This is a genomic window from Candidatus Avedoeria danica (genome assembly GCA_016703025.1).
Taxonomy (GTDB): Bacteria; Chloroflexota; Anaerolineae; order Epilineales; family Epilineaceae; genus Avedoeria; species Avedoeria danica.
In genome coordinates this window covers 1645020-1662610 of record JADJCV010000004.1, presented here as the reverse complement: position 1 = coordinate 1662610, position 17591 = coordinate 1645020, and the positions used below count along the sequence as shown (strand labels likewise).

Sequence of the window (17591 nt, the reverse complement as noted above, 5' to 3'; positions counted from 1 at the left end):
CCAGCCGTTGATGTTGAACAGGGCACGCTCCGCTTCGCTTCGCGCTCGCCGATGTGTGGTGCGGTCAACCAGGTGGGGTCAACCACGTGCGGTCGCAGGGTCCGCGGCTAGCGCGGCGCCACGGCAGTCGTCACCGCCCGCACGAGCAGCAGGAACAGAAAGAACGTCGTCGCGCTGAACATCACCGCCTCCCGCCGACTGCCGTCGCGCGGCGCGAACGTGTAGACGAACGGCCACATCAGCGCGGCCAGCACACCATATAGCACGTGGAGGTAGCGGACTGCGTCCCAACCGCGTTCGAGACTGAGCGCGAGGCCGAGCACGATCTGGAGGACCATCAGCGTCTCGCCGATGACGAGGGCGCCCATGAAGCGTCCGTCCAGACCGCGGTTGCGCGCGACGAGCCAGAGCGACCAAACGCCCATCGCCCCCGTGAAGAACAATGCGGTGCGCGACAGCGTGGCGTGCAGCAGGGCGATGCTCATCGCGCCGCCCCCTCGTTGTCGGTCTCAACGCCGCTGCCCGCCGCCAGCGCCGCATGGAACGCGATGGCGGTGTCGACGCCGCGCTCGTACTGGTCCAGCACGAAGCGTTCGTTGGGCGCATGCAGGTTGTCGTCCGGCAGGCCGAAGCCCATCAGGACGGTGTCGATGCCGAGCACGTCGGCCATGAGGGCCACGACCGGGATCGAGCCGCCCTCGCGCATGTAATACGGCGCCCGGCCGAAGCCGATCTCGTACGCCGCCGCGGCGGCTCGGATCGCCACCGTGTCCCGATCCGCGAGCGCCGGGCGGGCACCGTGCAGGTTGCGCACCGTCACCTTGACGTGCGGCGGGGCGATCGAAGCGACGTGCTCCGTGATCAAGGCCACGATCTCGTCCGGGTCCTGGTCCGGCACGAGCCGCATGCTGACCTTGGCCAGCGCCTTCGCCGGCAGCACCGTCTTGGCGCCCGCGCCCGTCCAGCCGCTGACGAGCCCGTTCACGTCCAGCGTCGGCCGTGCCCCGAGGCGTTCGACGATGCTGTAGTCCGCGTCGCCCCAGCCGCCGGCATCGCCCGTCGCACCACCGAACGCGCCGAGGTCGAACGGCGCGCGGGCGAGCTCGGCGCGCTCGGCCGGGTCGATCGGGCGAACGCGGTCGTAGAACCCCGGGATGAGAATGCGCCCCGTCGCCTGATCGAGCAGCTGGTTCACAATGTGGCACAGCGCATTCGCCGGGTTCGCCACGGCGCCGCCGTATTGGCCCGAGTGCAGGTCGCGCCGCGGCCCTTCGACCTCGATCTCGACGTAGCACAGCCCGCGCAGCGCGTAGACGATGCTCGGCGTTCCCGGTGCCAGGATGGCCGTGTCGCTCACGAGCGCGACGTCGGCGGCGAGCGCGTCGGCGTGCGCGCGCATCCACCCCTCCAGGTTCGGGCTGCCGATCTCCTCCTCGCCTTCGATGACGAGCTTCACGTTTACGGGCAGGCCGCCGGTGGCCTCCCAGGCGGCGATCGCCTCGAGGTTCGCCATCACCTGGCCCTTGTCGTCCGAGCTGCCGCGGGCATACAGCGCGCCGTCGCGCTCGGTGGGCTCGAACGGCGGCGTCTGCCAAAGGTCGAGCGGATCCACCGGCTGGACGTCGTAGTGGCCGTAGATGAGGACGGTCGGCCTTGACGCATCGACGATCCGCTCGCCGTAAACCACCGGGTGCCGCGGCGTGTCGTCGATCCGCACGCCCGTCAGCCCCGCCGACCGCATCCGCGCGGCCACCCACGCCGCCGCGGCGCGCACGTCCGGGGCGTGCTCCGGCACCGTGCTGACGCTCGGGATGCGCAGCAGCTCGACGAGGCGGGCGAGTGCGCCCGCGCGGTCGGCGTGCGCCGCGGCCAGGGCGGCGGTGAGGCGCGGGTCGGCGGCAAGGGCGGTGGGCGTGGGCATGCAGGGTGCTCCGGGAGGGGCGAGGGTTCGGATGAGGGAGGGCGTCAAGTATACCGCGGGGCGACTTGTATACCGCGGGGCGATTGGGTCGGGGGGAGAGCCTCCCCGCCCGACCATCCTTGCCCCGTTCGCCCCCCATCCGTTAGCCTTGTCCCATGACGACCAACACGACCCTCTGGACCCGACTCCGCACCGCTCTTGGCGAGCCCGCCTCCCTCCCGGTGCCTGCCGCCGACCGCGGCGCGTGGCTCACCGGGCCGCGGCTGGCCGTGCTCGCGGCCGTCACCGGCGCCGCGCTCGTCGCCGGCTACGCGGTCAAGGCACTCGGCGGCCCGACGTGGCTGTGGTGGGGCGTCGTCGTCGTCGGGCTGTTGACCGGCAGCGTCTCGGGCGGCTTCAAGGCATGGGAGTCCATCGCTGTCGGCAAGCTGAACATCGACGTCCTCATGATCCTGGCGGCATGGGGCGCTGCGGCCATCGGCGCCCCGGCCGAAGGGCTCGTGCTCCTGTTTCTCTTCACGCTATCCGAGGCCCTCCAGCAGTTCGCGATGGGCCGAACCCAGCGTGCGATCCACGGGCTGATGGCGCTGCGCCCGGACGTCGCCCGCCGCCGTCTGCCCAGTGGTGACGTGGAGTGGGTGCCGGTCGAGCAGCTCGCGATCGGCGACACGATCGTCGTCCAGCCCGGCGAGCGGATCCCGGCGGACGGAACGATCACGGCCGGCGCCAGCGACGTCGACGCCTCGGCGCTCACCGGCGAGTCGATTCCGGTTGGCAAGGCGCCGGGCGATGCGGTGTTCGCCGCCTCGATGAACGGCGCCGGCATGCTGACGGTGGGCGTCACCGCGGCCGGCGAGGCCTCGACGGTTGCCCGGATCATCGCCCTCGTGGCCGATGCCCAGGCGTCACAGGCGCCGACGCAGCGGATGATCGACCGCTTCGGCAACGGCTATGCCTGGGCGGTCATCGGCGCGAGCGCGCTCATGTTCGCGGTGCCGGCGCTCGTCCTCGGCTGGCCGACGGATGTCGCTCTTTATCGGGCGATGACGCTGCTCGTGGTCGCCAGTCCGTGCGCGCTCGTCATCAGCACACCGGCGACGTATCTGTCGGCCATCGCGCGGGCGGCGCGCTCGGGCGTGCTGTTCAAAGGTGGTGCCCACCTCGAGGTCGCGGCGGCGGTGACGACGGTTGCCGTCGACAAGACCGGGACGCTGACCCAGGGGCGGCCGATCGTGACCGAGATCGTGTCGCTCGGTGCGCTCGGCGCGGATGACATCCTGCGACTGGCCGCCGCGACGGAAGCGCACAGCGGGCACTTGATCGCCCGCGCGATCCTGGCGGCCGCCACGGCCAAGGACATCGCACTGCCGGCGGCGACGGACACGCAGGCGCTGCTTGGCCTGGGCGTCGAGGCGATGGTGGACGGTGTGCGGGTGACGGTCGGGCGGGCCAAGCTGTTCGTCGAGCGCGGCACGATGAGCGGGGCGGCCGGCGCGGCCGTGGCGCGGCTCGAAGCGGCCGGGCAGACGGTCATGCTCGTTGCGCGCGGCGACGAGGCGCCGTTGGGCGCGATCGCCGTCGCCGACGAGGTGCGCCCGACCGCAGCGGCCACGGTCGCCGGGCTCAGGCGGTCCGGCGTACGGCGGATCGTCATGCTCACCGGCGACAACGCGGCGGTGGCGGCGGCGGTGGCGGCTCAGGTCGGCATCCATGCCGAGGACATCCATGCCTCGCTCATGCCCGTGCAGAAGGTCGAGGCATTGCACGCGCTGGCCGTCGACGGCCCGGTGGCCTTCGTCGGTGACGGCGTGAACGATGCGCCGGCGTTGGCTGCGGCCGCGCTCGGCGTGGCGATGGGCGGCGGCGGGACGGATGTCGCGATGGAGACAGCCGACGTCGTGTTGATGGGCGATCGGATCGAGCGACTCGTCGACGTCGTGGCGCTCGGCCGCGCGGCGCGGCGAACGGTGGCCCAGAACATCGTGTTCAGCGTCGGCGTGATCGTCATCCTCGCCGCCGCCACGATTGGCATCGGGGTGCCGCTGACGGTGGGCGTGCTGGCGCACGAGGGGAGCACGGTGCTCGTCGTGTTGAACGGGCTGCGGTTGTTGGGGTGGCGGGCATGAGGGCACGGCAGCGCCGTGCCCTTACCTCGGGATCGCGCTGACTTTTCGCGTCGCCGCCACCCCGTACCACACCTGCGCCTCCACGGCCGCCGTCCGCGCCGCCGCCGCAGCCAGCGCCGCCCGGCAGCGATTGTCGCCGTCGTACTCGTAGCACAGCTCGTACGGCGGGACGACCTCTTTGCCGAGGCCCCAGACCGTGACCCACAGGATCCGCTCATTGACGAGTTCGCGCGCGGGCAGCGTAACGACCTCGTCGATGCCGGGGGCCAGGTCGCTCGACCAGCCCGGGCGGCTCGTGTTCACGTCGGACAGCGGGTAGACGTAGAGATCGAGGTCGCCGGCAGACTTCGGCGGGACGCTCAGATAGACCTTCAGGCCGCTCGTGCGGCGCATCGTCAACACGAAGTTGTCCTGCACGTCCTCGACGCCGTCGGCGCGGCGCAGCCGGCCGGCGTATGCCGTACGAGGGCAGAGGACACGGTCGTTGCGGCCGACGAGGATCTCGGCGCCCGTGCGGCGATCGTTCGGCTCGGTCTGGTCGTCCATGAACCACGGCTGCGTGCAGAGCTGCCAGTGCTGCTGGAGGAGGAGCGGCAGGTAGGCCGGCTGGGTTGGCGTGTTCGTGGGCGTCGGGGTGTTCGTGGGCGTCGGCGTGTTCGTGGGCGTCGGGGTGTTCGTAGACGTCGGCGTGCGCGTCGGGGTATCGGTCGGCGTCGGGGTATCGGTGGGCGTGATCGTCGCCGTTGCGGTCACGGATGACGTCGCGGTGGCCGTCGTCGTCACTTGCAGCGCCGGACGGCCGGGCGAACGGCCGAAACCGGAGAGCGAAAGTGCCAGCCCGGCACGGGCGACATCGGCCGCGGCCGCAAGGTCGATGGCCGCGACCACCGGGCCGCGATTCGGTCCGAAGCGGACCGCGGGTCGAATGGCTGCGGGTTGATCCGGCGTCGCCGCGCCGTATGGTGCGGGCGGCGGCTTCTCGGTCGGCGGCTTCGGCTTGTCCGTCGGCTCCGGCGGGGGCGACGTCGGCGCAGGCGGCGGCGCGGGCGGATCCGTCGGCTTGGGCTTGCTTCCGCCGCCGCCGCCGCCACCGCCCGGATCCCCACCGCCCGGCGGGCTCGTCGGCGCCTCCGTCGGGGCGACGGTGACCTCGACGGGCGCGGTCGGCGGTGCGTACGTCCAGGTGGGCCAGGCGCGGAGCACGGGCTTCGTCGGGGCCGGCGCCGGGCCGAGGCTGATCGCCACCTGGACCGTGCTGCCGGGTGCGACGCTTGCGCCGGCCGCCGGCTCCTGGCTGATCACGTAGCCGGGTGCGACGGTCGACGAGTACTGCTTGATGAACTCGCCCGTCAACCCGGTCCCGTTCAATGCCTGAAGCGCGTTCGTGCCGACCTCGTTCACGAGCTCGGGGACGGTGACGACGGCGTCCGTCGGACGCGGCGTCTCGGTTGGCACGGCCGTCGGGATCGGCGTTTCGGTTGGGGGAGCGGTTGGGGGCTCCGGCGTCGGTGTCGGATGGGCAAAGACGCCGGCGACGGCATTCATGTCAAGGCGCTGCCAGGGCCGGAAGATGAGCAGCGCCGCCGCGGCCAGGATGAGCGCGCTGGTGATGCCGACCTTGCCCCACTCGATCTCCGTCGCCTCGAGCTGAGGTGCGCGCGCGGCGGAAGGCGGCGGCGCCACCGGAACCGGCCGGGATGCCGTCGCGAACGGATCGACGACGAGCGCCGTGATGTTGTCCCAGCCGCCGCGTGCGTTCGCCGCGGCCACGAGCTTCTCGGCCGCCTCCTGCGGTGCGCCGCTCCCGACCAACTCCGCGATCTGCGGTTCGGCGACGAGTTGGTGCAGGCCGTCCGAGCAGACCAGGATGCGGTCACCCGGTCCGAGCGGGATCGCGTCGGTGATGACGGGCCTGACCTCGGCGCCGCGCCCGAGGTGCGCACCGTCGGCGACGTCGTCCGTCAGGCGGTACGGGCGGCCGTCGCGGATCAGGTACGCCCGGGGATCACCGACATGGCCGACGAGGAGTTCGTCGCCGCGCAGCACCGCCGCCGCGAGCGCGCAGCCGGCATCCGCGTCATCCGGCCGTTCGGCCAACTCGTTGCGCAGCGCGCGATCGGCGGCGCCGATCGCCACGGCCAACGCATCCGCCCGGCCGTGCTCGATGACGGCGGCGTAGTACGCCCGCACGACGACCCGGATCGTCAGGTCGGCCAGAGCGGCGCCGCGGTCGCGCGAGCCCATGCCGTCCACGACGACGTAGATCTGGCCGGCCAGATCGGCCAAGCGCGCGTCGTCCGGAAGGTAGAAGCCCAGCTTGTCCTGATTGACCTTTGACCCGCGGCCGGCGTCGGTCGCGTAGCCGAGGGTGGCATCGTGTTGCGCGGCCACGGGCGATCCTTCGGGCGCCGCCGGCGGTTCCGGCGGCCGTCGCGGCGCGGCGGACGATCCGCAGGCCGAGGCACGGCCTCAAAGTCTAGCCGACGCGCGCGCGGCGGGTCAAGGATGTCGGCCGCGCGGATGCCACGCCGCGCGTACGCGTCCGCCTCTGTCAGCGGTCGGTCGATCCGTGCCGGGATGTGCTATGATCGTTGCTTGCGATGCCGCCCGCGGCGTGCCGAGCATCGGCTCGGCGCGCGGGTGGTGAAATCGGAGGAAGCGCATTGTCCACGGACGAAAAAATTGAAGTGGAGGGCGTCATCACGGAAGCCCTCCCCAACACGATGTTCAAGGTTGCACTCGACAACGACCATACGGTCTTGGCGTATCTGTCGGGCCGCATGAAGAAGTACTACATCAAGGTGCTGCTCGGCGACCGCGTGCGGGTCGAGCTGTCGCCGTACGATGCCACCCGCGGCCGGATCACGTATCGCCACCGTGCCGGTGTCAACGGCCGCGCGAACTAGCTCGCGCGGGCGGCGACGCTTGGCGCGAAGCGCGGCCTTGCTGGCGGTTGCGATCGCGTCGGCCGGCTGCACCCGCCCGCGCCACGGCAGCGTGCTGCCCGCTGCGCCAAACACCCCTCTTCCAGCGGCCGCGACACGCCCCGCCGACCGTGCCGACGACGCCCCGGCAGCGCCGGGAGCGGCCGCCGCGCTGGCGACGGACCCGACGCCACTCCTCCGGATCAGCGCGCCCGTCGCCGGAGCCAGCCTGACATCGCCCGTGCGCGTGCGCGGCGTCGTGCGGCACGAGGATGGTCTGCTCTACGTTGCCCAGATCGTCGTCGCGGGGGCCACGCCCCAGCAGCGGGGCAATGCCCGGCTCACGCTTCAGGCCGATGGCGGGTTCGTCGTCGACGTCCCGTACACCCTCGATGCGCCTGAACCCGGGACCGTCGAGGTTTCGGCGGTCGATCCGGTCAGCGGGACCGTCGCCGAGACCGTGCGCGTGGCGGTGCAGCTCGCGGCGGCGCGTTAGCGCGGTGCCGATCGAACCCGCGTGCACCGCACGCGACATCGCCCACCGCTTTGGCCGAGTCCGCGTCCTGGAGGGTATCGACCTGGCGCTCGTGCCCGGCGAGTGCGTCGTGCTCCACGGCGCCAACGGCTCCGGCAAGACGACGCTCCTGCGCATCCTGGCCGGGCTGCTGCGCCCGCAGCGCGGCACCGTCGCCCATGCGAACGGCCGGCCGATGCGCGTGGCCTTCGTCGGCCAGGCGCCGGGGTTGTACGCCGAGCTGTCCACGATCGAGAACCTCGACCTGTTCGCTCGGCTGAACGGCCTTGCCGATCCCGGTGGTGCCGCGGCCGAGGCGCTCGACGCGTTCGGCCTCGCGCACCGCCCGGCGATGCGCACGCGCACGCTCTCGCGTGGCCAGCAGCAGCGACTAGCCCTCGCCCGCGCGTTCATGACCGCGCCGGACATCATCCTGCTCGATGAGCCGTTTACCGCGCTCGACGCCGCCGGCGGCGAGCGCCTCGATCGGGCGATCGCCACGGCCTGCGCCAACGGCGCCACGGTGCTGTTCGCGGCCCACGACGACGGGCGGGCGCGTGGGCAGGCGAATCGGGTGGCGACGCTGGTGGACGGGCGGCTGCGTTCGGCGGAGGGACCGGGCGGCGCCGCGCCTTCGCTTGGACCGACGGCGGAGCGGACCGAAGTCGCGCCGTCGCCTCGACCGGCTGCACGGCGCCGCGGGCTTGGCGTGCTGCGAGGCGCTTGGCTGATCGCTCAGAAAGACGTGCGCACGGAGCTGCGCGGGCGCGAGCTCCTGCCGGCGCTCGGCGTGTTCGCCGCGCTGTGCGGGACGGTGCTGGCGTACGCGTTCAGCGATGTGACGCCCGATCTGCCGCGCATCGCGCCGGGCGCGTACTGGGTGGCGCTCCTGTTCGGCGGGACGCTCGGACTGGGGCGGATGATCGCCGCCGAGGTGGATGGTGACGCGCTATCGGCGCTCCGGCTGACGGGGCTCGACGGGGGTGCGCTCTTCCTCGGAAAGTGGGCGGCGGCGACGGCGTTCACGCTCGCCATTGCATGGGTGCTCGCGCCGCTGTGGGTCGCCCTGTTCGCGCTCCGCGCTGGCGACGTCCTCGGGCTTGCCGCGGTTGCGGCCGCCGGCGTGCCCGGCTGGGCCGCCGCCGGTGTCCTCGTGGCGGGCATCAGCGCCACGGCGCGGGGCCGCGAGGTGCTGCTGCCGATCCTCCTGTTCCCGCTGCTCCTCCCGCTCGTCCTCGCTGCCGTGCGCGCCACGGGCGGGGCGCTGGCCGGTGCGCCGCTGACCGAGCTTGGACCCGCCTTGGCACTGATGGCGGCGTACGACGTGATATTCTGTGTCGTGGGCTTCTGGCTGTTCCCGGTCGTCGTCGACAGCACGTGAGCGCGGCAGTCGTTGCCCTCGTTTCCCGGCGATCGGGGTGTCGCAGCGGGTACTAGCCGGGTATTGGCAGCGGGTACGAATGGGGATGACAGGCGCGATGAGCGAACGAAACGACAGGCGGCTCGACCGCGCCGAACGGGTGCTGGCGGTGGCGGCGTTGGCGGCGACGGTGATCGCGACGCTCTGGGTGTTCACGCGCTCACCCGACGAAGCGACGCTGCGCGAGACGATCCGCATCCTGTACGTCCACGTCGGCGCCGCGTTCATGGCGTACATCGCGTACGGGATCACGGCGACGGCGGCGGTTCTCTACCTCTGGCGTCGCAACCGCCGGTTCGACCACATCGCCGTGGCGGCGGCCGAGTGGAGCGTCGTTCTGTCCAGCATCACGCTGATCACGGGCAGCATCTGGGCCAAGGTCGCCTCGAACTGGTGGTGGCAGTGGAGCGACCCGCGGCTCACGTTGACGCTGCTCCTGTGGTTCGTCTACGTCGGGTACCTCCTGCTCCGGCACGTCACGGACGGTGACCGCCGCGCGACGCTGTCCGCCGTCCTTGCGGTGGCCGCGATCCCGGCCGGCGTTCTGAACCACTTCGCCACGCTCCTCTTCCGCACGGAGCATCCGCCACCCATCCTCAACCGTCCCGGCGGAGCCGCCGCCGATCCGGGGATCGTGCGTGCCGTCCTGCTGTCCCTCGTCGCCTACGCGCTGATCGTCGCCTGGGGCATGCTGGCCCGCGTTCGCTTGGAGGCGGCACGCGACGCGCTGGACGAGCGGTAGTACTCTGTCACTGCAGGATCGGCGGATAACTACCTCTGTCGGATATCCGAAGCGTGTCCAGTGACAGAGTACTAGGGCAGGCGTCGCGGCCGTCGGCGGCGCGTACGTTGCGGCGGACGGGGGGCTGGACTTCGCTGGAGCGGGTCGATAGAATCGCGCCGCATTCCGTTCTCTGTAAGGAGGAGACGCGACATGAAGGTTCGACTCTCTGCGGCAGCGCTGTTGCTGCCGCTCTTCCTCGCCGTGGCGTGTGCGCCCGAGGAAGCCCCACCGTCCGACTCGGCTGCACAGCCGACCGAAGCCGCTGCCGTCGGCGCCGAGACCGCCGCGCCCGCCGAACCGGTGGCGCCGGTGGCCGGCCCGCTCGGCGTGCTCGACATCGCCCCGGGCGATCCGATCAAGATCGCCTACATGCTCGTCGTCGCCGGCGACAACCAGACGCTCGGTCAGGACGCCAAGCGCGGCATCGAGCTCGCGATCGCCGACACGCCGGAGCTCCTCGGCCACACCGTCGAGCTGACGGGCGAGGACTCGGGCTGCAACGCCGAGGGCGGGCAGGCCGCGGCCACGAAGCTGGCGGCGGACAAGACGATCGTCGCCGTCATCGGCTCGTCGTGCTCGTCCGAGTCCGTGCCGGGTGCGCCGATCATCTCGGAGGCCGGCCTGACGATGCTCTCGCCGTCGGCCACCGCGCCGATCCTCACCGCTCCGGACAGCCGCGAGGCCGGCTTCTTCCGCACCGCCCATAACGACAAGGTGCAGGGCAAGGTCGGCGCCGACTTCGTGTTCACCGGCCTCGGTTTGACGAAGGTCGCCACGATCAACGACGGCAGCCCGTACTCGGCCGGTCTCGTCGAGGCGTTCGAGGAGTCCTACAAGGCGCTCGGCGGCGAGGTCGTCGCGCACGAGGCGGTCAGCGACAAGGACACGGACATGCGGGCCGTCCTGACGACGATCGCCCAGTCCAGCCCCGAGTTCCTGTACTACCCGGTCTTCTCGGCCGGCGGCGGCTACATCACGACGCAGAAGGGCGAGATCGCCGGCCTCGAGACCGTGCCCGGCATGGGCGCCGACGGGATGTTCTCGCCGGACTTCATCGAGGCCGCCGGCGACGCCGTCGACGGGATGTACCTCTCCAGCCCCGACTTCTCGGTCTTCGGCAGCGCCTACAAGGACAAGTTCCTCCCGGCGCACATGGCGGCATACAACGAGAGCCCGGTCAGCGCCTTCCACGCGCACGCGTACGATGCGACGAACATCATCTACGCCGCGATCCAGAAGGTCGCCGTCCAGGACGAGGACGGTACGCTGCACATCGATCGCCAGCTGTTCCGCGACGCGATCGCGGCGACGTCCGGCTTCCAGGGCCTGACCGGCAACCTGACGTGCGATGCGAACGGCGACTGCGCCGATCCGGTGCTCGCCGTCTACAAGATCAACCTGACCGACATCGAGGCGGGCAAGGGCCTGACCGAGATGGAGAAGGTCTGGCCGACCGAATAGTCGGCACCGTTCCTTGATCGTTGCGGGCGGCACGGACGCGCTTCTCGGCGCGCCCGTGCCGCCCGTCTGACATCCCTGCCCGAGCAGCGCGAGACCGACTTCCCAACGCGAGGCCGACGATGCGCCGCAGCACGACCGGCGAGCAGCTCGCCACGGCGATGCGCTGGCTGACCGCAATCGCGGTCGTCGGCGTGTTGATCTACGGCCCGTTCCAGATCCTCAGCTCCGGCAAGTACGGCGCCGAGAACTGGATCGCGTTCGTGATCTTCGGCCTGTCCCAGGGCAGCCTGTACGCCCTGATCGCCCTCGGCTACACCCTCGTGTACGGCATCCTGCGGATGATCAACTTCGCCCACGGCGAGGTCTTCATGAGCGGCGCGTACATCGGCTTCTTCGCCGCCGACGCGCTGAACCGGTCCGGGCGGCTCGACTCGGTGGGGGGCGCGCTCTTCGGACTCGTGATCATCACGCTCGTCGCCGTGGCGGGCTCGACGACGATCGCGGTGCTCCTCGAGCGGATCGCCTACCGGCCGCTGCGGCGCGCGCCACGGCTCGTGCCGCTGATCACCGCCATCGGGGCATCGCTGTTCCTGCAGTACACGTTCAGCGGGCTCTTCGGGTCGGGGCTGCGAACCTATCCCACGATCGATCTGCTCAAGGGCAGCTTCAAGCTCGGCAGCGTACCCATCCTGAAGGTCCATGTCCTCGTCTTCGTCGCGGCCGTCGGCCTGATGACGTTGCTCTACCTGTTCGTCCAGCGCACGCGCGCCGGCCGGGCGATGCGCGCCGTCTCCGAGGACAAGGACACGGCCGCGCTGATGGGGATCAACGTCGACGGCGTCATCGTCCAGACGTTCATGCTCGGCGGCGCGCTGGCCGGCGTGGCGGGCGTGCTCCACGCGCTGATCTACGGCCAGGTCGTGTTCAACATGGGCTTCCAGCCGGGCCTCAAGGCGTTCACCGCCGCGGTGCTCGGCGGCATCGGCAACGTGCCGGGGGCGATGCTCGGCGGCCTCTTCCTCGGCGTCGTCGAGTCGCTCGGGCCGGCGCTCTTCCTCGAGGGCCTCGGCATCCCGGCGCCGCACCAGCTGAAGGACGCGATCGCGTTCTCGCTGCTCGTGCTCGTCCTCGTCTTCCGCCCGACGGGCATCCTGGGCGAGCGCGTCGCGGAGAAGCGGGCGTGAGCGCCGACTCCGTGCCGCCCGTGCCGCCCGTGCCGCCCGTGTCGCCGACGACACCGACGGATGCGCGGCCGATGGCGATTCTGACGCCCTACGGCCGCCGCGGCCTGATCGTTGGCGCCGTGATCGTGTTCCTCGGGCTCGTCGGCCTGCTCGAGGCGTTCAGCACGCGCTCGATCATCAATGTGCTGCGCACGGAAGACGGCAAGGCGGTCGCCGTCACGCTCCTGAGCCTGCCCGAGCTTCTCGCGCTGATCGTGGCCTTCGTCGCGGTCCGCGGCCTGCTGCCGGCCCGACCGCGGCCGCTCGACGCGATCGGTGCCGTCGGCTGCGGCGCGGTGGCCAGCGCCGTCACGGCCGCGTTCGTCCGGCTTGGCCCGGCGCTGGGCGCGGGCGGCGACGGCTTCCAGCTGCGGGAAGTCTTCATCCACGCCACGCCCGATCTGTTCGAGGTCCTCGGCAGCTTCGCCTGGCACCTGCCGCTCGCCGCGCTCGCCGCCGTCGCCGTCACCTTCGTGCGCCCCGACGTCCGCCGCGCGCTCGCCGCCGGCGCCATCGCCGTCGCGCTCGTCGGCGTGCTCAGCGACCACGTGACGATCCTGCTCGACCACAACGGTGTGCCGCGCGCCTCGACGGCGTGGTTCCTGCGCGGCAAGTCGCTGACCGTTGCCGGCGCGGCGACGCTCTTCGGATGTGTCGCGGCGCTGCGTTGGCTGGGCGCGCGCTACCGCCCGGTCGTCGACCGGCGGCTGGCGACCCGGCCGGCGCACGACAGGCGCTGGCTGCGACGCGCCGGCATCGCGCTCGCTGGTGTGGCCCTCATCGCCCTGCCGCGCTTCGCCGGCTCGTACCACAGCGAGGTCCTCAACCAGGTTGGCCTGTTCGTGCTGATGGGCCTTGGCCTGAACATCGTCGTCGGCTTCGCCGGCATGCTCGACCTCGGCTACGTCGCCTTCTTCGCCCTCGGGGCCTACACGATGGGCGTGTTGACGTCGCCGGAGAGCTTCCTGGCGGCCGTCCCCGCGGGCGGCGGCCCGCCCGTCGGCCCGGTCGGTTTCTGGCTGGCGCTGCCGGTGTGCATCGTCGTCGCCGTCATCGCCGGCACCCTCCTCGGCGTGCCCGTCCTCAGCCTGCGCGGCGACTACCTGGCGATCGTCACGCTCGGCTTCGGCGAGATCATCCGGGTGCTGGCGCTCTCGGAGTGGCTGAAGCCGTTCCTCGGCGGCTCGCTCGGCCTGAAGCGGATCCCGCCGATCAAAGTGCCGTGGCTCGCGGTCGGCGAAGGGTGCGCCGCGCGCGGGATCGACGTGCCGCTGTGCATCTACCGCGCCGCGATCGATGGCCCGGACAAGCCGCAGAAGCTGTTCTACATCCTCCTGGCCGGCTGCGTCGTTGCTGCGTTCGTCGCGCTGCGCCTCAAGGACTCCCGCCACGGCCGGGCCTGGATGGCGCTGCGCGAGGACGAGGACGTGGCACAGGCGATGGGCGTCGATCTGGTGCGCACGAAGCTCATGGCGTTCGCGATCGGGGCCGCGTTCAGCGGTCTGTCGGGCGCGATCTTCGCGCCGAAGCTCGTGTCGATCTTCCCGCACAGCTTCAACCTGCTGATCAGCATCAACATCCTGGCGCTGATCATCGTCGGCGGGATGGGCTCGATTCCGGGCGTGATCGTCGGGGCGCTCGCGCTCGTCGGGTTGCCCGAGCTGCTGCGCGAGTTCGCCGAGTACCGACTGTGGGCCTACGGCATCGTCCTGGTGGCCATGATGCTCTATCGCCCCGAAGGCATGATCCCAAGCACGGCCACGCTGCGCGAACTCCGTCCGGACGACGACGCGCCGGCCGGCGACGCTGCGATCCCGTCGCCAGCGGGACCGGGCACGGTCACCGCGGTGGCCGGCGCAGAGGCCCGCGCATGAGCGCCGTCCTCGACGCCCGGAACGTCACGAAGCGCTTCGGCGGGCTGACCGCGGTCGACGACATGTCGCTCGCCATCCCCGAGGGCGCGATCTACAGCGTCATCGGCCCGAACGGAGCCGGCAAGACGACGTTCTTCAACTGCCTGACCGGCTTCTACCTGCCCGAGGAAGGGCGGATCGTGTTCGACGGGCAGCACCGGCTGGACGGGCGGCGGACGGACCAGATCACGCGGCTCGGCATCGCCCGGACCTACCAGAACATCCGGCTCTTCCCGAACCTGACAGCCATCGAGAACATCCTCGTCGGCCAGCACAGCCACTTGCACGCGTCGCTGTGGGGCGTCATCTTCCGCACGCGCGCCGCGCGGCGCGAGGAGGCGGCCGCGCTGGACGAGGCCTGCCGCCTGCTCGACTTCGTCGGCCTGTCCGGCGACGGCGACGTGCTGGCCAAGCACCTGGCCTACGGCGATCAGCGCCGGCTCGAGATCGCCCGCGCGCTGGCCACCAAGCCGAAGCTCCTGCTCCTCGACGAGCCGATGGCCGGCATGAACCCGGCCGAGAAGGACACGATGATCGCCTTTATCCGCCGCCTGCGCGATGCGCTCGGCATCACGATCCTCCTGATCGAGCACGACATGAAGGTGGTCATGACGATCTCGGACGGCATCACCGTGATGGACTTCGGCCGCAAGATCGCCGAGGGCGAGCCGGCGGCGATCCAGCGCGACCCGCTCGTCATCGAGGCCTACCTCGGCCGTGGGGCGGTCGAGGCGGTCGGAGTGGTCAAGGCGGGCGGGGCCGGTGATGGCGGGGCGGGCGGCCAAGCGGCCCCGGGCGACCGGCCGCACGCGACCGACGAAGCGTAGGGACACGGCATGGCGCTGCTCGAGGTGCACGACGTCCACAGCCATTACGGCAACATCCACGCGCTCAAGGGCGTGTCGCTGACGGTCGACGAGGGTGAGATCGTCACGCTCATCGGCGCGAACGGCGCCGGCAAGAGCACCACGCTCCGGACGATCTCGGGCCTCATCCGGCCCAGCGCGGGCAGCGTGCGGCTCGGCGGGCGCGACATCGCCGCGCTCAAGCCGCACGCGATCGTCGCCGAGGGCGTCGTGCACGTGCCGGAGGGCCGCGGCATCTTCGCTCGGCTGACCGTCGATGAGAATTTGGCGATCGGCGCCTTCATCCGCTCGGACACGGCGGGCATCGCCGCCGACCTCGAGCGCGTGTTCGAGAGCTTTCCACGCCTGAAGGAGCGCCGCCGACAGGCCGGCGGCACGCTCTCCGGCGGCGAGCAGCAGATGCTGGCGATCGGCCGCGGCCTGATGGCCCGCCCGCGCGTCCTGCTGCTCGACGAGCCGTCGATGGGCCTGGCGCCGATCCTCGTCGAGGAGATCTTCACGATCATCCGCCGCCTGAACGACGAGGAGGGCACGACGATCCTCCTGGTCGAACAGAACGCCCTCGCCGCCCTGGACGTCGCCGATCGCGGCTACGTCCTCGAGACCGGCACGATCCGCCTGAGCGGCCCGGCCGGCGATCTGAAGCGCGACCCGGCGGTCATCGAGGCCTACTTGGGCGTCTGAGCCCGATCCGCCGCACGGCCGCGCCGTCCGTCGCGATGATCGAACGCCATCGCATCGTAGGGGCACCCACAAGGGGTGCCCCTACCAGCCGAATTCCAGCCGCGCTGCCAGCCGCGGCGGCAGCCCGGCCGCCAGGATCTTGGCCTGTGTCGCCTCGATGTCGTATGCCACGCGTTGCAGCGTGGCCGACCAGCCTTCGGCGCCGGTGTTCGTGAGGCGCACGTAGCTGGCGCGCGCGTCGCCATCGCGCGGCTGGCCGACGCTGCCGGGGTTGAGCAGCCAGCGGCCGCCGACGAGGGACAGCGGCGTCTCGGCGCTCAGCGGATGGCGCACCGCGCCGTCGATCGCCTCGTCGTAGGCGGCCGGCACATGGGTGTGACCGAAGAGGCAGAGCGGCCCGCTGAAGCTGTCGAACGCCGCCTCGGCCAGTGCCGCGTTCAGGATGTACTCGCGGATCGGGCTGCGCGGGCTGGCGTGGACGAACGTGATGTCGCGCACGGCATCGTCGAGGCGGGGCAGGCACACGTTCAGGCGAGCGCGCACGGCGTCGCTCAGCTGCGCGGTCGTCCACTCGGCGGCCTCGCGCGCCTCGGGGTTGAAGTCCGAGACGTCGAGTTTGCCGAGCGCAGCGTGGTCGTGGTTGCCGGCCAGCCAGATGGTGGGCGCCACATCGATGAGCCGTTGGACGCACGCCTCGGGATCGGGGCCGTAGCCGACGGCGTCGCCGAGGAACCAGACCTCGTCGAACGGACCGGCATGCGCCAGCACCGCATCGAGGGCCTCGATGTTCGCATGGATATCGGACAGGACGACGACGTCCAACAGGGGCCTCCGCACGTTTGGGCGATGGTAGCACAGGGCGGCCCCGGCTCCGGATCCGACATGCGGCCCGTGGCGCCGCTCCAATCGCCGCCGCGACGGATCGTTGCTGCGGCGCGCTGAGCCGTCGCGCCGGTTTCGATGGCGACCCCTATAATCCGCCGCATGCTCCCCGTGTCGCCCGGCCTCCCCGTTCCGCCCGGACCGGCCGCCGCCGTCCGTCTCGAGCGCACCGCCCGCGACGCCGGCGCCACCCGTGCCTTCGGTGCCGCGCTCGGCCGCTGCCTGTCGCCCGGCGCGCTCGTCACGCTGTCCGGCGGTCTCGGCGCCGGCAAGACGACGTTCGCACAGGGCATCGCCGGCGGCCTCGGGATCACGGGACGCGTTTCGAGCCCGACGTACACGATCCTCCACGGCTACGCGCTGGGGGCGAATCGGATCGGACCCGGGCATCCTCCGGCCGGCGGAACCCCTCTTCGCGCGGACTCCGGTTCGATCGATCCTGCGGCCGGTCAGCTGTTGCATGCCGACCTGTACCGCATCCGCTCGGCGGCTGAGGCGCTCGAGCTTGGCCTCGACGAGTGCCGTGCCGATGGCGATATCGTCGTCGTCGAGTGGCCGGAGCAAGCCGACGGAGCACTGGGCGAGGCGGACGTCACGGTGACGCTGGCCGACGTCGTTGGGCAGTCTGGGCGATCCGACACGAGTGGCGAAGCGGTTGGCGATGCGATTGGCGATGCGATTGGCGATGCGGATCGCGCCGCGGATCGCGACGTGGATCGCAACGCGGTTGGCGATGCGCAGGACGGCAGCGATCCCGGCGGGCTCGAACCGGCGACGGAACGCCGCATCGTCCTCATCGCCTTGACCGGCGCCGGGCGATCGATCCTGGCGTGCTTCGCCGCCGATGACCCGCACGGTGCCGGCTCGTGACGT

15 protein-coding genes are annotated in these 17591 nt (G+C 71.5%); 11 read left to right on the top strand and 4 right to left on the bottom strand.

Annotated elements, in window-relative coordinates:
• Positions 1-107 precede the first annotated feature (107 nt).
• Together IPG72_10050 and IPG72_10045 are read right to left on the bottom strand one after the other, a co-directional pair.
• Positions 108-485, bottom strand: coding sequence for a hypothetical protein (locus tag IPG72_10050; GenBank protein MBK6769326.1), 378 nt, complete (start codon positions 483-485; stop codon positions 108-110).
• Positions 482-1921, bottom strand: coding sequence for a dipeptidase (locus tag IPG72_10045; GenBank protein ID MBK6769325.1), 1440 nt, complete (start codon positions 1919-1921; stop codon positions 482-484). Before IPG72_10045 ends, IPG72_10050 begins: the two co-directional genes overlap by 4 nt.
• A gap of 155 nt (positions 1922-2076) precedes the next feature.
• On the opposite strand from IPG72_10045, the gene IPG72_10040 reads away from it, so the two are divergent.
• Positions 2077-4047 (top strand): heavy metal translocating P-type ATPase, encoded by a 1971-nt coding sequence (locus tag IPG72_10040; GenBank protein MBK6769324.1) that lies wholly within the window; start codon positions 2077-2079, stop codon positions 4045-4047.
• 21 nt (positions 4048-4068) lie between these two features.
• Here the strand turns inward: IPG72_10040 and IPG72_10035 are convergent, their stop codons facing one another.
• On the bottom strand, positions 4069-6438 hold the full coding sequence (locus tag IPG72_10035; protein ID MBK6769323.1) for a PASTA domain-containing protein: 2370 nt from the start codon (positions 6436-6438) through the stop codon (positions 4069-4071).
• Positions 6439-6710: 272 nt separating this feature from the next.
• Between IPG72_10035 and infA the strand changes: the two genes are divergently transcribed.
• The 9 genes from infA (at position 6711) to IPG72_09990 (ending at position 15836) form a co-directional block, all read left to right on the top strand.
• Positions 6711-6953, top strand: coding sequence for a translation initiation factor IF-1 (infA, locus tag IPG72_10030; GenBank protein ID MBK6769322.1), 243 nt, complete (start codon positions 6711-6713; stop codon positions 6951-6953).
• 37 nt (positions 6954-6990) lie between these two features.
• On the top strand, positions 6991-7467 hold the full coding sequence (locus IPG72_10025) for a hypothetical protein (protein MBK6769321.1): 477 nt from the start codon (positions 6991-6993) through the stop codon (positions 7465-7467).
• 4 nt (positions 7468-7471) lie between these two features.
• Entirely contained in the window at positions 7472-8866 is a 1395-nt protein-coding gene (ccmA, locus tag IPG72_10020) for a heme ABC exporter ATP-binding protein CcmA (protein ID MBK6769320.1), read from the top strand.
• Positions 8867-8963: 97 nt separating this feature from the next.
• Complete coding sequence (gene ccsA / locus IPG72_10015; protein MBK6769319.1) at positions 8964-9647, top strand: cytochrome c biogenesis protein CcsA; 684 nt, start codon at positions 8964-8966, stop codon at positions 9645-9647.
• Between the two features lie 192 nt (positions 9648-9839).
• Positions 9840-11150 carry a branched-chain amino acid ABC transporter substrate-binding protein gene (locus IPG72_10010; GenBank protein ID MBK6769318.1) on the top strand — a complete coding sequence of 437 codons (1311 nt, stop codon included), beginning with the start codon at positions 9840-9842 and terminating at the stop codon, positions 11148-11150.
• 158 nt (positions 11151-11308) lie between these two features.
• Positions 11309-12334, top strand: coding sequence for a branched-chain amino acid ABC transporter permease (locus tag IPG72_10005; protein MBK6769317.1), 1026 nt, complete (start codon positions 11309-11311; stop codon positions 12332-12334).
• Positions 12331-14247: a leucine/isoleucine/valine transporter permease subunit gene (locus IPG72_10000; protein ID MBK6769316.1), complete on the top strand. Its 1917-nt coding sequence runs from the start codon at positions 12331-12333 to the stop codon at positions 14245-14247. The genes IPG72_10005 and IPG72_10000 overlap by 4 nt, the downstream gene beginning before the upstream one ends.
• On the top strand, positions 14244-15113 hold the full coding sequence (locus IPG72_09995) for an ABC transporter ATP-binding protein (GenBank protein ID MBK6769315.1): 870 nt from the start codon (positions 14244-14246) through the stop codon (positions 15111-15113). The genes IPG72_10000 and IPG72_09995 overlap by 4 nt, the downstream gene beginning before the upstream one ends.
• 9 nt (positions 15114-15122) lie before the next feature.
• The gene (locus tag IPG72_09990; GenBank protein MBK6769314.1) at positions 15123-15836 is read left to right on the top strand and encodes an ABC transporter ATP-binding protein; all 714 of its coding nucleotides are present in this window, start codon (positions 15123-15125) and stop codon (positions 15834-15836) included.
• A gap of 81 nt (positions 15837-15917) precedes the next feature.
• Here the strand turns inward: IPG72_09990 and IPG72_09985 are convergent, their stop codons facing one another.
• Complete coding sequence (locus IPG72_09985) at positions 15918-16658, bottom strand: metallophosphoesterase family protein (GenBank protein ID MBK6769313.1); 741 nt, start codon at positions 16656-16658, stop codon at positions 15918-15920.
• Positions 16659-16820: 162 nt separating this feature from the next.
• On the opposite strand from IPG72_09985, the gene IPG72_09980 reads away from it, so the two are divergent.
• Positions 16821-17588 (top strand): tRNA (adenosine(37)-N6)-threonylcarbamoyltransferase complex ATPase subunit type 1 TsaE, encoded by a 768-nt coding sequence (locus IPG72_09980; GenBank protein MBK6769312.1) that lies wholly within the window; start codon positions 16821-16823, stop codon positions 17586-17588.
• Positions 17589-17591: the final 3 nt, after the last annotated feature.

Excerpts from the sequence above, each read along its gene's own strand:
- IPG72_10010 (MBK6769318.1), top strand. The coding sequence starts at position 9,840 with ATGAAGGTTCGACTCTCTGCGGCAGCGCTGTTGCTGCCGCTCTTCCTC.
- IPG72_09990 (MBK6769314.1), top strand. The coding sequence starts at position 15,123 with ATGGCGCTGCTCGAGGTGCACGACGTCCACAGCCATTACGGCAACATC.
- IPG72_10040 (MBK6769324.1), top strand. The coding sequence starts at position 2,077 with ATGACGACCAACACGACCCTCTGGACCCGACTCCGCACCGCTCTTGGC.
- IPG72_10005 (MBK6769317.1), top strand. The coding sequence starts at position 11,309 with ATGCGCTGGCTGACCGCAATCGCGGTCGTCGGCGTGTTGATCTACGGC.
- IPG72_10050 (MBK6769326.1), bottom strand. The coding sequence starts at position 485 with ATGAGCATCGCCCTGCTGCACGCCACGCTGTCGCGCACCGCATTGTTC.
- ccsA (MBK6769319.1), top strand. The coding sequence starts at position 8,964 with ATGAGCGAACGAAACGACAGGCGGCTCGACCGCGCCGAACGGGTGCTG.
- IPG72_09980 (MBK6769312.1), top strand. The coding sequence starts at position 16,821 with ATGCTCCCCGTGTCGCCCGGCCTCCCCGTTCCGCCCGGACCGGCCGCC.
- IPG72_10045 (MBK6769325.1), bottom strand. The coding sequence starts at position 1,921 with ATGCCCACGCCCACCGCCCTTGCCGCCGACCCGCGCCTCACCGCCGCC.
- IPG72_09995 (MBK6769315.1), top strand. The coding sequence starts at position 14,244 with ATGAGCGCCGTCCTCGACGCCCGGAACGTCACGAAGCGCTTCGGCGGG.